Genomic DNA, 13741 nt, shown 5'->3' with positions numbered 1-13741 from the left:
GCCGGCGCCGTCTGGGTCGTGGGGGAGGGAGCGCTTATTCGGCGCTCTTCTCGCCGTGCGACAGGCTGTATACGTAGGCGGCCAGCAGGTGCACCTTGTCGTTGCCCAGGTGTTCCTGTTGCGCCGGCATCACACCCTGGCGACCGTAGCGGATGGTCTGCTGCAGTTGCGCGAAGCTGGAGCCGTAGATGAACGCGCCGGGGTGGGTCAGATCGGGAGCGCCCATCGCCGGGGTGCCCTTGCCTTCCGGACCGTGGCAGGCGACGCAGGTGGTAGCGAAGACCTGCTTGCCGGCCTCGATGTCCGCCTTGGCGCCTTCCGGCAGCTTGCGGCCATCCATCTGGGTGAGGACGAAAGCGGCGACGTTCTTCACGCCTTCCTCGCCGATCACTTCACCCCAGGCCGGCATGGCGGCGTGGCGGCCAGCCATGATGGTGGTCTTGATGGTTTCCGGCTCGCCGCCCCAGCGCCAGTCGGCGTCGGTCAGGTTGGGGAAGCCGTAGGCGCCCTTGGCGTCGGAGCCGTGGCAGATCGAGCAGTTGGAGGCGAACAGGCGACCGCCCATTTTCACCGCCTGCGGATCCTTGGCGACTTCCTCGATGGGCATCGCGGCGAACTTGGCGAAGATCGGGCCGTATTTCTCGTCGGCCTTGGCCATTTCCTTTTCCCACTGGTGGACGCCGGTCCAGCCTTTTTCCTTGTCGGCGAATTCGTCGGCGGACTGGTAGCCCGGCATCAGGCCTTTCCAGGTGCCCAGGCCCGGGTACAGGGCCAGGTAGCCCACGGCGAACACCAGGGTGCCGACGAACAGCATGAACCACCACTTCGGCAGCGGGTTGTCGTACTCCTCGATGCCGTCGTAGGAGTGGCCCACGGTCTCGTCGGTGGTGCTGCTGCGCTGGCCCTTGCGGGTGGCGAAGATCAGCCAGGTCAGCGCCAGCAGGGTGCCGAGGGTGAGAGCTGTAATGTACAGACTCCAGAAGGTCGTCATTCTTTGTTACTCCTAGAAGCTTGCTCGACGTGCTTTTTGGCTTCGGGATCGTCTGCGAAGGGCAGCATCGTCGCTTCGTCGAAGCTTTTCTTGCGCTTGCCGCTGTAGGCCCAGATCACCAGGCCGATGAAGGCGACCATGATCACCACGGTGCCCAGTCCACGCAGAGTCCCGATATCCATCACACTCACCGTTTGCTCTTGATAGAGGTTCCCAGGCCTTGAAGGAACGCCACCAGGGCGTCCATCTCGGTCTTGCCCTTCACGGCTTCACGTGCACCGGCGATGTCCTCGTCGGTGTAAGGCACGCCCAGCTTGCGCAGGACTTCCATCTTGGTGGCGGTGTCCTTGCCATCAAGCTTGTTCTCTACCAGCCACGGGTAGGCAGGCATCTTCGACTCGGGCACCACGTTGCGCGGGTTGTACAGGTGCGCGCGGTGCCAGTCGTCGGAGTAACGGCCGCCGACGCGGGCCAGGTCCGGGCCGGTACGCTTGGAACCCCACAGGAACGGGTGGTCCCAGACGCTTTCACCGGCGACCGAGTAATGGCCGTAGCGTTCGGTCTCGGCACGGAACGGACGGACCATCTGCGAGTGGCAGCCGACGCAGCCTTCGCGGATGTAGATGTCGCGACCTTCCAGTTCCAGGGCGGTACGCGGCTTCATGCCTTCGACCGGGGTATTGGTCACGTCCTGGAAGAACAGCGGAACGATCTGGGTCAGGCCGCCGATGCTGACGGCGATCACCATGAAGATGGCCAGCAGGCCGACGTTCTTCTCGAGTATTTCGTGGTTCTTCATTTACGTCGGGCTCCTCAGGCGATCTGCGCGGCGGCTTCGTATTCGGCCGGCTTGGCAGCACGCACGGTGCGCCAGGTGTTGTAGGCCATCAGCAGCATGCCGGTGAGGAAGAAACCACCGCCGATCATGCGCACGATGAAGCCCGGGTGGCTTGCGACCAGTGCTTCAACGAAGGAGTAGGTCAGGGTGCCGTCCTCGTTGACCGCGCGCCACATCAGGCCCTGGGTGATGCCGTTGACCCACATCGAGGCGATGTACAGCACGGTGCCGATGGTGGCCAGCCAGAAGTGCGCGTTGATCAGGCCGATGCTGTGCATCTGCGGGCGACCGAAGACTTTCGGGATCAGGTGGTAGAGCGAGCCGATGGAGATCATCGCCACCCAGCCGAGGGCGCCGGCGTGCACGTGGCCGATGGTCCAGTCGGTGTAGTGGGAGAGGGCGTTGACGGTCTTGATCGCCATCATCGGGCCTTCGAAGGTGGACATGCCGTAGAAGGCCAGGGACACCACCAGGAAGCGCAGGATCGGGTCGGTGCGCAGCTTATGCCAGGCGCCGGAGAGGGTCATCATGCCGTTGATCATGCCGCCCCAGCTCGGTGCCAGGAGGATCAGCGACATCACCATGCCCAGCGACTGCGCCCAGTCCGGCAGCGCGGTGTAGTGCAGGTGGTGCGGGCCGGCCCAGATGTACAGGGAGATCAGCGCCCAGAAGTGGACGATGGACAGGCGATAGGAATAGACCGGACGCTCGGCCTGCTTGGGCACGAAGTAGTACATCATGCCGAGGAAGCCGGTGGTCAGGAAGAAGCCCACGGCGTTGTGCCCGTACCACCACTGGACCATCGCATCGGTGGCGCCGGAGTAGGCGGAGTAGGACTTGAACCAGCTCACCGGCAGCGACATGTGGTTGACGATATGCAGCATCGCCGTCACCAGGATGAAGGCACCGTAGAACCAGTTGCCCACATAGATGTGCTTGACCTTGCGCTTGACGATGGTGCCGAAGAACACGATCGCGTAGGTGATCCAGACGATCGCCAGGAGGATGGCCAGCGGCCATTCCAGTTCGGCGTATTCCTTGGAGGTGGTGAAACCCTGCGGCAGGGTCAGCACGGCGCCCACGATCACGGCCTGCCAACCCCAGAAGGTGAAGGCCGCCAGCGTGTCTGAAATCAGTCGGGCTTGCGAGGTACGTTGCACCACGTAGTACGAGGTGGCGAAGAGGGCGCACCCACCGAAGGCGAAGATCACCGCGTTGGTGTGCAGGGGGCGAAGGCGGCCGAAGCTCGTCCACGGCAGGTCGAAGTTCAATTCGGGCCATACCAGTTGGGCGGCGATCAGGACACCGAGACCCATTCCAATGACCCCCCAGACCACCGTCATAACGGCGAACTGGCGGACCACCTTATAGTTATAAGCAGTCTGACTGATTGCTGTGCTCATGCTAGGGGTTCCACGGTTAATGGACTTTTTTAGGGACAAAAAATCGGCGGCAAGTATGGAGAAAGCGGGTGGGCATTGCAACGCGCCAGGCCAGGGGCGACGCCAGTTTGATGCCTGCTTCAGAGCGCTTTCCAAGGCGGCCGTATGGCTTTCTGGCGCTATCCGGACGAGTGGGTTCGGCCGGTGAAGTTAGGTGTCCCGTCGCTCTGCCGGAGAGGGACGAATGCAGAGCAGCTTAGACGCGATTGAAAAGGAAGGGTAGGAAAGGCGTCCGCTGGTGCGACACTTCGTCGCGCCGCCTGGGACTAAGGTCTGAGACCGGGGGAAGGACCCGCGCCCGGGAGGGCGCGGGTGGGGGGAGGGGTCAGTTGCTGCCCTGGTTGTGCGACAGGTTGTAGATGTAGGCGGCCAGGATGTGCACCTTTTCCTTGCCCAGGTATGGCTCCTGGGCCGGCATCTGGCCCTGGCGGCCATGGCGGATGGTTTGTTGGAGCTGGGCGTAGCTGGAGCCGTAGATGAACGCGCCGGGGTTGGTCAGGTTCGGCGCGCCGACCAGGGCGGTACCCTTGCCTTCCGGGCCGTGGCAGGCGACGCAGTTGACCGAGAAGATCTGCTTGCCGGCCTCGACGTCGGCCTTGGTGCCTTCCGGCAGCTTCAGCCCGGCGAGTTCGGTGCGGACGTAGGCGGCGACGTTCTTCACCCCGTCTTCGCCGAGGATGTCGCCCCAGGCCGCCATGATCGCGTGGCGACCGCCGAGGATGGTGGTCTCGATGCTCTGCGGGTCACCGCCCCAGCGCCACTCGTTGTCGGCCAGGTTGGGGAAGCCGAGGGCGCCCTTGGCGTCGGAACCGTGGCAGATCGAGCAGTAGGTGGCGAACATGCGGCTGCCCATCTTCATGGCGTGCTCGTCCTTGGCCACTTCCTCGATGGGCATGGCGGCGTACTTGGCGAAGATCGGCCCGTACTTCTCCTGGGCGATGTTCATCTCGCGTTCCCACTGCTTGTCCTGGGTCCAGCCGCCCTCGTAGCCCGGCAGCACGCCTTTCCAGTTACCCAGGCCCGGGTACAGGACCAGGTAGCCGACGGAGAAGACGATGGTGCCGATGTACAGCATGAACCACCACTTCGGCAGCGGGTTGTCGTACTCCTCGATGCCGTCGTAGGAGTGGCCCATGGTCTTTTCGGTAGTACCCTTGGCCTCGCCCTTGCGGGTGGCGAAGACCAGCCAGAGCAGGGCGATCAAGGTACCGACGGTAAGAGCTGTGATGTACAGACTCCAGAAGGTGGTCATTCTTTGTTACTCCTAGAAGCTTGCTCGACGTGCTTTTTGGCTTCGGGATCGTCTGCGAAGGGCAGCATCGTCGCTTCGTCGAAGCTCTTCTTGCGTTTGCCGCTGTAGGCCCAGATCACCAGACCGATGAAGGCGACCATGATCAGCAGCGTGCCGAGTCCTCGCAGCGTCCCGATATCCATTGCCGTCACCGTTTGTTCTTGATCGAGGTGCCGAGCACCTGCAGGTAGGCGACCACGGCGTCCATCTCGGTCTTGCCTTTCAGCGAGTCCTTGGCGCCCTTGATGTCTTCGTCGGTATAGGGCACGCCGAGGGTGCGCATCACTTCGAGCTTCTTCTCGATGTCCTTGCCGTCGAGCTTGTTCTCCACCAGCCATGGGTAGGCCGGCATCTTCGACTCGGGCACCACGTTGCGCGGGTTGAACAGGTGTGCGCGGTGCCAGTCGTCGGAGTAGCGGCTACCGACGCGGGCCAGGTCCGGACCGGTACGCTTGGAACCCCACAGGAAGGGGTGGTCCCAGACGCTCTCGCCGGCCACCGAGTAGTGGCCGTAGCGTTCGGTTTCGGCGCGGAACGGACGGATCATCTGCGAGTGGCAGCCGACGCAGCCTTCGCGGATATAGATGTCGCGGCCTTCCAGTTGCAGCGCGGTATAGGGCTTCATGCCTTCGACCGGGGTGTTGGTCACGTCCTGGAAGAACAGCGGCACGATCTGGGTCAGGCCGCCGATGCTCACGGCCACGGCCATGCATAGCGCCAGCAGGCCGACGTTCTTCTCGAGTATTTCGTGTTTCATGCTCGGCTCCTCAGGCGATCTGTGCGGCGGCTTCGTATTCGGCCGGCTTGGCGGCACTGACGGTGCGCCAGGTGTTGTAGGCCATCAGGAACATGCCGAGCAGGAAGATGAAACCGCCGAGCATGCGCACGATGAAGCCGGGGTGGCCGGCGGCCAGCGCTTCGACGAAGGAGTAGGTCAGGGTGCCGTCCTCGTTGACCGCGCGCCACATCAGGCCCTGGGTGATGCCGTTGACCCACATCGAGGCGATGTAAAGCACGGTACCGATGGTGGCCAGCCAGAAGTGCGCGTTGATCAGGCCCAGGCTGTACATCTTCTCGCGGCCGAAGACCTTCGGGATCAGGTGGTAGAGCGAGCCGATGGAAACCATCGCGACCCAGCCGAGGGCGCCGGCGTGGACGTGGCCGATGGTCCAGTCGGTGTAGTGGGAGAGGGCGTTGACGGTCTTGATCGCCATCATCGGGCCTTCGAAGGTGGACATGCCGTAGAACGCCAGGGACACCACCAGGAAGCGCAGGATCGGGTCGCTGCGCAGCTTATGCCAGGCGCCCGAGAGGGTCATCATGCCGTTGATCATGCCGCCCCAGCTCGGCGCCAGGAGGATCAGCGACATCACCATGCCCAGCGACTGCGCCCAGTCCGGCAGCGCGGTGTAGTGCAGGTGGTGCGGGCCGGCCCAGATGTACACCGCGATCAGCGCCCAGAAGTGGACGATGGACAGGCGGTAGGAGTAGACCGGACGCTCCGCCTGCTTGGGCACGAAGTAGTACATCATGCCGAGGAAGCCGGCGGTGAGGAAGAAGCCCACGGCGTTATGCCCGTACCACCACTGGACCATGGCGTCGGTGGCGCCGGCGTACAGCGAGTAGGACTTGGTGAAGGTCACCGGCAGCTCGAGGTTGTTCACCACGTGGAGCATGGCGACGGTGAGGATGAACCCGCCGAAGAACCAGTTGCCCACATAGATGTGCTTGACCTTGCGCTTGACCAGGGTGCCGAAGAACACCACCGCGTAGGCGACCCAGACCACTGTGATCAGGATGTCGATCGGCCATTCCAGCTCGGCGTACTCCTTGGACGAGGTGTAGCCCAGCGGCAGGCTGATGGCGGCCAGCAGGATCACCAGTTGCCAGCCCCAGAAGGTGAAGGAGGCGAGGGTGTCGGAGAACAGTCGCACCTGGCAGGTGCGCTGCACCGCGTAGTAGCTGGTGGCGAACAGTGCGCAACCGCCGAAGGCGAAGATCACCGCGTTGGTGTGCAGCGGGCGCAGGCGGCCGAAGCTCGTCCACGGCAAGCCGAAGTTCAGGTCGGGCCATACCAGCTGGGCGGCGATCAGGACACCGACGGTCATGCCGACGATGCCCCAGACCACGGTCATGATGGCGAATTGGCGGACCACCTTGTAGTTATAGGCGGACTCTGGGTTAGTGGTGCTCATGCTATGGGCTTCCATCCACGGTTATACGCTATGGCTTTTTCCGGCAGTTGGGATGCCGGGCGTCCCCCCATTGGGGCTGGTCTAATTGGCGTAATTAGCGAGAGGAAGCATGGATAATGGGGCGTTATGAAATATTGATCGGGATCAATTGGCTTCCCGACCCCCACTGCATACGAGGTGTGGCAAGTTGTCGCTGAAATGGAACCGCCCGGCCGGCTCGCTGTCGGCCACCCTGATTCTCGCCCATGGCGCCGGGGCGCCGATGGACAGCCCGTTCATGGAGCGCATCGCCGAACTGCTCGCCGCCCAGGGCATCGCCGTCGCGCGCTTCGAGTTTCCCTACATGGCCCAGCGCCGCGAGGACGGCCGCAAGCGTCCGCCGAATCCGCAGGCGCAGTTGCTCGACTGCTGGCGGCGAGTCCATGCGCAGGTCCGCGAGACCCTGGACGGGCCCTTGGCCCTGGGCGGCAAGTCGATGGGCGGGCGCATGGCCAGCCTGCTGGCCGACGAGCTGGGCGCGGATGCCCTGGTCTGCCTCGGCTACCCGTTCTACGCCGCCGGCAAGCCGGAGAAGCCGCGGGTCGCGCACCTCGCCGGGCTGCGCACGCCGACCCTGATCGTCCAGGGCGAGCGCGACGCCCTGGGCAACCGCGAGGCGGTGGCGGGCTATGCGCTGGCGCCGACGATCCGCCTGCACTGGCTGGCCGCGGCGGACCACGACCTCAAGCCGCTGAAGGCCTCCGGCCTGACCCACGAGCAGCACCTGGCGGCAACGGCGCGGGAGGTGGCCGGCTTCCTTCGCGGGCTCCAGGGCCATTAACGGTTCCTTAAGGCATCCCCTCATAAGCTGCGGCGCAACCACCCTCGCATCGAGGCGTGGGCGACTGACTTCTCTGAGGGGGGAAGACATGAACATGCATGCCGACGGTGAGCAGATCACCGCTATCGATACCCGCGAACGCATCCTGCTGACGGGGGCCACCGGCTTTCTCGGCGGTTCGGTCGCCGCCCAGCTGATCGCCGCCGGGCACGGCGCCAACCTGTCCTTCCTGGTCCGCGCCGAATCCCGCCAGCAGGGGCTCGAACGCCTGCGCGGCAACCTGCTGATGCATGGCGTCGACGAAGCCGACTGCCTGGCACTGCGGGCGGAGCAGATCCTCTGCGGCGATTTCCTCGACACCTCCTGGCTGGCCCGCGAGACGCCGCGCCTGATGCAGGTGGAGCGGGTGATCAATTGCGCCGCCGTGGCGTCGTTCTCGAAGAACCCGACCATCTGGCCGGTCAACGTCGACGGCACTTTCGCCTTCGCCGACGTGCTGAGCCGTTCGAAGCGACTGAAGCGTTTCCTCCACGTCGGTACCGCGATGTGCTGCGGACCGCAGCGAGAGTCGCCGATCAGCGAGTCCTGGGAATTCCCGGCGGCGGAGCAGCAACTGGTGGACTACACCGCGTCCAAGGCGGAAATCGAGCGGCGCATGCGCGAGGAACTGCCGGGCCTGCCCCTGGTGGTGGCGCGGCCATCCATCGTGGTGGGCCACCGTACCCTTGGCTGCCAGGCCTCCGGCAGCATCTTCTGGGTCTTCCGCATGGGCTTCGCCCTGGAAAGCTTCACCTGCGGCCTGGACGAGCAGATCGACGTGATTCCGGTCGACTACTGCGCCGAGGCGCTGATCGGCCTGGCGCTGAAGCCGTGCCTGGGGCACAGCCTCTATCATATCTCCGCCGGCCATCGCGCGGCCTGCACCTTCGGCGAGATCGACGAGGCCTTCGCCCGCGCCAACGGGGCGGCGCCGGTAGGCGAGCGCTACCGCAAGGTGGAGGTGGACGACCTCAAGGAACTGGCGAAGAGCTTCGAGTCGCGCATCGGCCCGGCCAATCCGCGTCTGGTCCTGCGCGCGTTGCGCTTGTACAGCGGCTTTGCCGACCTCAACTACCTGTTCGACAACAGCCGTCTGCTTGAGGAGGGGATCTCCGCGCCGCCGCGCTTCACCGACTACCTCGACGTCTGCGTGCAGTCGTCAAGCGCGGTGAGCATCCCGGCGCAGATGCAATGGGACTTCAAGTGACGGCAGGCGCGGGGAGCTTCCTCCCCGCGGCCTGATCTCAGCGGTTGAAGCGCTCGACCAGGGAATACTGGCTCTGCGCGGTGGTGGTCAGTTCCTCGCTCAGTTTCGCCGTGCGCAGCGCCTCGTCGGAGGTCTGCTCGGCCAGGGCGGCGATGGTGCTGATGTTGCGGTTGATTTCCTCGGCCACCGCGCTCTGTTCCTCCGCGGCGGCGGCGATCTGGGTGGTCATCTCGGTGATGTTGCTGACCGCCTCGCTGATGCCGACCAGCGCGCTGTCGGCTTCCAGCACCCGCTGGACCCCGGCTTCGGCCTGCTGCAGGCCGCTCTCCATGGTATGTACCGCATCGTTGGCGGTGTTCTGCAACTTGGCGATCAGATGGTGGATCTGCTCGGTGGAGGCCGCGGTGCGTTGCGCCAGCGAGCGCACTTCGTCGGCCACCACGGCGAAGCCGCGTCCCTGGTCGCCGGCCCGCGCCGCCTCGATGGCGGCGTTGAGAGCGAGCAGGTTGGTCTGGTCGGCGATGCCCTTGATCACATCGACCACGCCGCCGATCTCGTTGCTGTCCTGGGCCAGGCGACTCACCGCGGCCCCGGTCTCGCCCACCGACTCCGACAGGCGCTGGATGGCGTTGCGCGTCTCCGCGGCGATGTCGCGGCCGCGCGAGGTCAGTTCGTTGGCCTTCTGTGTGGCGTCGGCGGTCAACTGGACATTGTTCGCCACTTCCTGGGTGGTGGCGGCCATCTCGTTGACCGCGGTGGCCACCTGTTCGGTCTCTGCGCGCTGCTGTTCCAGACCGGCGGAGCTGTGGTGGGCCAGGGTGTCGGCCTGGCGCGCCTGTTCGGTGAGGTATTCGGCGGTGTCCTGCAGGCGCGTCAGGCAGGTCTTCAGGCGCGCGTCCTGGCTGAGGATGGCCATTTCCAGGCGCGCCTGGTCGCCGCGGCTGTCGGTGTACATCTGCGCGATCAGCGGGTCGGAGGTGGTCTGTTCGGCGAGCCGCATCAGGCGCTTCAGCCCGCGCTTCTGCCAGCACAGTCCGGCCAGGCCGAGCGGAACGGCGAGCAGGCCGGCGAGGATGAAGCCCCACCAGGAGTTCAGCCAGATACCGATGAGGAAGCCGATCTGGCTGATCAGGATGAACGGCAGCCAGTCGAGCAGTACCGGCAGCCAGCGGTCGCGCCGGGGGATCGCCGGCTTGCCGGCGCCGAGGCGACGGTAGAGGGCCTCGGCGCGCTGGATCTGTTCGGCGGTCGGCTTGACCCGCACCGACTCGTAGCCGACCACCGCGCCCTGGTCGTAGATCGGCGTGACATAGGCGCTGACCCAGTAGTGGTCGCCGTTCTTGCAGCGGTTCTTGACGATCCCCATCCACGGGCGGCCGGCTTTGAGGGTGGTCCACATGTGGGCGAACACCGCCGGCGGGACGTCGGGGTGACGGATCAGGTTGTGCGGCGCGGACATCAGCTCCTCGCGACTGAAGCCGCTGATGTCGATGAAGGCTTCGTTGCAGTAGGTGATGATGCCTTTGAGATTGGTGGTGGTGATCAGGCGTTGTTCCGCCGGATAGACGCGCTCGTGCTGGGTGATGGGCTGATTGTTGCGCATGGGCCTTCCAAAACAAGTGAAGCATTTACCTCTGCATCGGCGAAAACGCCTTTCACATGAGGGATTTGTGAATGCTTTCACGAGGAAAAACAGATAGCTATTGACCCAAAGCATGAGAACCGACCACGTGGTCGGATAGATGGCGGATTCGCTGATGGAGGTCAATGCGTTACGGTTTCGTGTCGTTCCCGGCGGCGCGCATGGGCTGGGGAGGGGCCTGGCGGATAAGCGCGAGGCGGCCATCCGCCGGTCCTGCGGGGTATCGGCGGATGACGCCGGGGCGTCGTTCGCCCTGCGAAGCGCCCGCGGCCCCGGGCGCCGGAATGAAAAAGGGGTGGCCGAAGCCACCCCTCCGCGCGTACCGCCGCTGCCTCAGAGCATGCTGCGCAGCACGTAGTGGAGGATGCCGCCGGCCTTGAAATACTCGACCTCGTTGAGGGTGTCGATGCGGCAGAGGACCTTGAAGCTGTCCTGGCTGCCGTCCTCGCGGGTCACTTCCACGCTGAGCGGCATGTGCGGCTTGAGTTCGCCGCCGAGGCCGCGGATGTTCAGCACCTCCTTGCCGGTCAGCTTCAGGCTCTTGCGGTCCTGGCCGTTCTCGAACTGCAACGGCAGCACGCCCATGCCGACCAGGTTGGAGCGGTGGATGCGCTCGAAGCTCTCCGCGATCACCGCCTTCACGCCCAGCAGGTTGGTACCCTTGGCCGCCCAGTCGCGCGACGAGCCGGTGCCGTATTCCTTGCCGGCGACGATCACCAGCGGGGTGCCGTCCTCCTGGTAACGCATGGCCGCGTCGTAGATCGCCAGTTTCTCGCCGCTGGGCACGTACAGGGTATTGCCGCCTTCCTCGCCGCCGAGCATCTCGTTCTTGATGCGGATGTTGGCGAAGGTGCCGCGCATCATCACCTCATGGTTGCCGCGACGGGAGCCGTAGGAGTTGAAGTCCTTCGGTTCCACGCCGTGCTCGCGCAGGTAGCGGCCGGCCGGGCTGTCGGCCTTGATGTTGCCGGCAGGGGAGATGTGGTCGGTGGTCACCGAGTCGCCCAGCACCGCCAGCACCCGCGCCTGCTCGACGTCGGCGATGGCCGGCGGCGCCTCGGCGATGTGTTCGAAGAAGGGTGGATGCTGGATGTAGGTGGAGTCGGCCTGCCACTCGTAGGTGTCCGACTGCGGCACCTGGATCGCCTGCCATTTCTCGTCGCCGGCGAAGACCTCGGCGTACTCCTTGTGGAACATCTCGGTGTCGACCTTCTGGATCGCCTCGGCGATTTCCTTCTGGCTCGGCCAGATGTCCTTCAGGTAGACCGGCTGGCCGTCCTTGCCGGTGCCCAGCGGTTCCTCGCTGAGGTTGATCCGCACGCTGCCGGCCAGGGCGTAGGCCACCACCAGCGGCGGCGAGGCCAGCCAGTTGGTCTTCACCAACGGGTGCACGCGGCCTTCGAAGTTGCGGTTGCCGGAGAGTACCGAGGCGACGGTCAGGTCGGCCTGCTGGATGGCTTTCTCGATCGGCTCCAGCAGCGGGCCGGAGTTGCCGATGCAGGTGGTGCAGCCGTAGCCGACCAGGTCGAAGCCGAGTTCGTCGAGGTAGCGGGTCAGGCCGGCAGCCTTGAAGTAGTCGGTGACCACCTTGGAGCCCGGCGCCAGCGAACTCTTCACCCAGGGCTTGCGTTGCAGGCCTTTTTCCACCGCCTTCTTCGCCAGCAGGCCGGCGGCCATCATCACGCTGGGGTTGGAGGTGTTGGTGCAGGAGGTGATGGCGGCGATCACCACCGCGCCGTTCTTCAGGCGGTGGGTCTGGCCGTCGTGCTGGTAGTCGATCTCGCCGAAGGCGGCGTTGGCGCCGACCGCGGTGCCGCCGCCGCCCTCGCTGAGCAGGCGGCCTTCTTCGGTGCTGGAGGGATGCAGTTGCAGGCCGAGGAACTCGTTGAAGGCGCTGGCGACGTTCTGCAGGGCCACGCGGTCCTGCGGGCGCTTCGGTCCGGCCAGGCTGGCCTCGACTTCGCCCATGTCCAGGTGCAGGGTGTCGGTGAACACCGGCTCGTGGCCCTTCTCGCGCCACAGGCCCTGTTCCTTGCTGTAGGCCTCGACCAGCTTGACCGTGCTTTCCGGACGTCCGGACAGGCGCAGGTAGCCGAGGGTGATCTCGTCCACCGGGAAGAAGCCGCAGGTGGCGCCGTATTCCGGGGCCATGTTGGCGATGGTGGCGCGGTCCGCCAGGGGCAGGTCGGCCAGGCCGTCGCCGTAGAACTCGACGAATTTCCCCACCACGCCCTTCTTGCGCAGCATCTGCGTGACGGTCAGCACCAGGTCGGTGGCGGTGATGCCCTCGCGCAGCTTGCCGGTGAGCTTGAAGCCGATGACCTCGGGGATCAGCATCGATACCGGCTGGCCGAGCATGGCGGCTTCCGCCTCGATGCCGCCGACGCCCCAGCCGAGCACGCCGAGGCCGTTGATCATGGTGGTGTGGGAGTCGGTGCCGACCAGGGTGTCGGGGAAGGCGTAGGTCCTGCCATCCTCGTCCTTGGTCCAGACCGTGCGGCCCAGGTACTCCAGGTTGACCTGGTGGCAGATGCCGGTGCCCGGCGGTACCACGCTGAAGTTGTCGAAGGCGTTCTGGCCCCAGCGCAGGAAGGCGTAGCGTTCGCCGTTGCGCTGCATCTCGATCTCGACGTTCTGTTCGAAGGCCGATTCGCTGGCGAACTTGTCGACCATCACCGAGTGGTCGATGACCAGGTCCACCGGCGACAGTGGGTTGATCTTCTGCGGGTCGCCGCCGGCCTTGGCCATGGCCGCGCGCATGGCGGCCAGGTCGACCACCGCGGGAACCCCGGTGAAGTCCTGCATCAGGACCCGCGCCGGGCGGTACTGGATCTCGCGGTCGGAACGGCGCTCCCTGAGCCAGCCGGCGAGGGCCTTGAGGTCGTCGCCGGTGACGGTGCTGCCGTCCTCCCAGCGCAGGAGGTTTTCCAGCAGGACCTTCAGCGACATCGGCAGCTTGCCGAGATCGCCCAGGGTCCGGGCGGCTTCCGGGAGGCTGTAGTAGTGGTAGGTCTTGCCGTCCACAGCGAGACTGCGAAGGGTTTTCAGGCTGTCCAAAGCAGGCATTTCTGATTTCCTCACGGCGGGCCCGGGGGCGGCGGGCCTGGCCTCGTCCTGACGCCAGGCCCGTCGTCGAGCCGATAGTGCCTGGCTTCGCCCGGGACCCGCGGCGTCCGCGGACGCCAGGGTGCCGTTACCTCGGTAATGCGCGGTGGCCCGATCCCATCGGTACCGGCCGCTGGCGAGAGTCAGACTTTGGGATAGCGTTGTTCGAAA

Annotated in this window: 12 protein-coding genes; 2 read left to right on the top strand and 10 right to left on the bottom strand. The window is 65.2% G+C overall.

All coding sequences use genetic code 11. The features are described from left to right. Positions 1 to 34: 34 nt before the first annotated feature. The 8 genes from ccoP (LE197_RS14250) to ccoN (LE197_RS14215) all read right to left on the bottom strand — a co-directional run bounded on the left by ccoP (LE197_RS14250) (position 35) and on the right by ccoN (LE197_RS14215) (position 6757). The gene (ccoP, locus tag LE197_RS14250; protein WP_003087292.1) at positions 35 to 991 is read right to left on the bottom strand and encodes a cytochrome-c oxidase, cbb3-type subunit III; all 957 of its coding nucleotides are present in this window, start codon (positions 989 to 991) and stop codon (positions 35 to 37) included. Next, on the bottom strand, positions 988 to 1173 hold the full coding sequence (locus LE197_RS14245; protein WP_003087298.1) for a CcoQ/FixQ family Cbb3-type cytochrome c oxidase assembly chaperone: 186 nt from the start codon (positions 1171 to 1173) through the stop codon (positions 988 to 990). The genes ccoP (LE197_RS14250) and LE197_RS14245 overlap by 4 nt, the downstream gene beginning before the upstream one ends. A gap of 5 nt (positions 1174 to 1178) precedes the next feature. Then, a complete protein-coding gene (gene ccoO / locus LE197_RS14240) occupies positions 1179 to 1790 on the bottom strand; it encodes a cytochrome-c oxidase, cbb3-type subunit II (protein ID WP_003087303.1) in 612 nt (203 codons plus the stop codon). Between the two features lie 14 nt (positions 1791 to 1804). Beyond that, positions 1805 to 3232, bottom strand: coding sequence for a cytochrome-c oxidase, cbb3-type subunit I (gene ccoN / locus LE197_RS14235; RefSeq protein WP_003087306.1), 1428 nt, complete (start codon positions 3230 to 3232; stop codon positions 1805 to 1807). Positions 3233 to 3596: 364 nt separating this feature from the next. Next, positions 3597 to 4523 carry a cytochrome-c oxidase, cbb3-type subunit III gene (gene ccoP, locus LE197_RS14230; RefSeq protein WP_003087308.1) on the bottom strand — a complete coding sequence of 309 codons (927 nt, stop codon included), beginning with the start codon at positions 4521 to 4523 and terminating at the stop codon, positions 3597 to 3599. Then, positions 4520 to 4705, bottom strand: a complete 186-nt coding sequence (locus LE197_RS14225) for a CcoQ/FixQ family Cbb3-type cytochrome c oxidase assembly chaperone (protein WP_003087314.1) — start codon at positions 4703 to 4705, stop codon at positions 4520 to 4522. The genes ccoP (LE197_RS14230) and LE197_RS14225 overlap by 4 nt, the downstream gene beginning before the upstream one ends. 5 nt (positions 4706 to 4710) lie before the next feature. Beyond that, entirely contained in the window at positions 4711 to 5319 is a 609-nt protein-coding gene (ccoO, locus tag LE197_RS14220; RefSeq protein ID WP_003087318.1) for a cytochrome-c oxidase, cbb3-type subunit II, read from the bottom strand. Between the two features lie 10 nt (positions 5320 to 5329). Beyond that, positions 5330 to 6757: a cytochrome-c oxidase, cbb3-type subunit I gene (gene ccoN / locus LE197_RS14215; protein WP_003087322.1), complete on the bottom strand. Its 1428-nt coding sequence runs from the start codon at positions 6755 to 6757 to the stop codon at positions 5330 to 5332. Positions 6758 to 6944: 187 nt separating this feature from the next. On the opposite strand from ccoN (LE197_RS14215), the gene LE197_RS14210 reads away from it, so the two are divergent. Next, a complete protein-coding gene (locus LE197_RS14210; RefSeq protein ID WP_003105994.1) occupies positions 6945 to 7577 on the top strand; it encodes an alpha/beta family hydrolase in 633 nt (210 codons plus the stop codon). Between the two features lie 88 nt (positions 7578 to 7665). Beyond that, the gene (gene cprA / locus LE197_RS14205) at positions 7666 to 8823 is read left to right on the top strand and encodes a cationic peptide resistance protein CprA (RefSeq protein ID WP_003087328.1); all 1158 of its coding nucleotides are present in this window, start codon (positions 7666 to 7668) and stop codon (positions 8821 to 8823) included. Positions 8824 to 8860: 37 nt separating this feature from the next. Here the strand turns inward: cprA and LE197_RS14200 are convergent, their stop codons facing one another. Beyond that, positions 8861 to 10426, bottom strand: coding sequence for a methyl-accepting chemotaxis protein (locus LE197_RS14200; protein WP_023108999.1), 1566 nt, complete (start codon positions 10424 to 10426; stop codon positions 8861 to 8863). A 372-nt stretch (positions 10427 to 10798) separates the two neighbouring features. Further along, entirely contained in the window at positions 10799 to 13531 is a 2733-nt protein-coding gene (acnA, locus tag LE197_RS14195; protein ID WP_003105996.1) for an aconitate hydratase AcnA, read from the bottom strand. Between the last annotated feature and the right edge of the window lie 210 nt (positions 13532 to 13741).

This window comes from Pseudomonas sp. PS1(2021), from assembly GCF_020405165.1.
GTDB classification, from domain to species: Bacteria; Pseudomonadota; Gammaproteobacteria; order Pseudomonadales; family Pseudomonadaceae; genus Pseudomonas; species Pseudomonas aeruginosa.
Note: the sequence above shows the minus strand (reverse complement) of the source record. Positions and strands in the feature narration are given on the sequence as shown.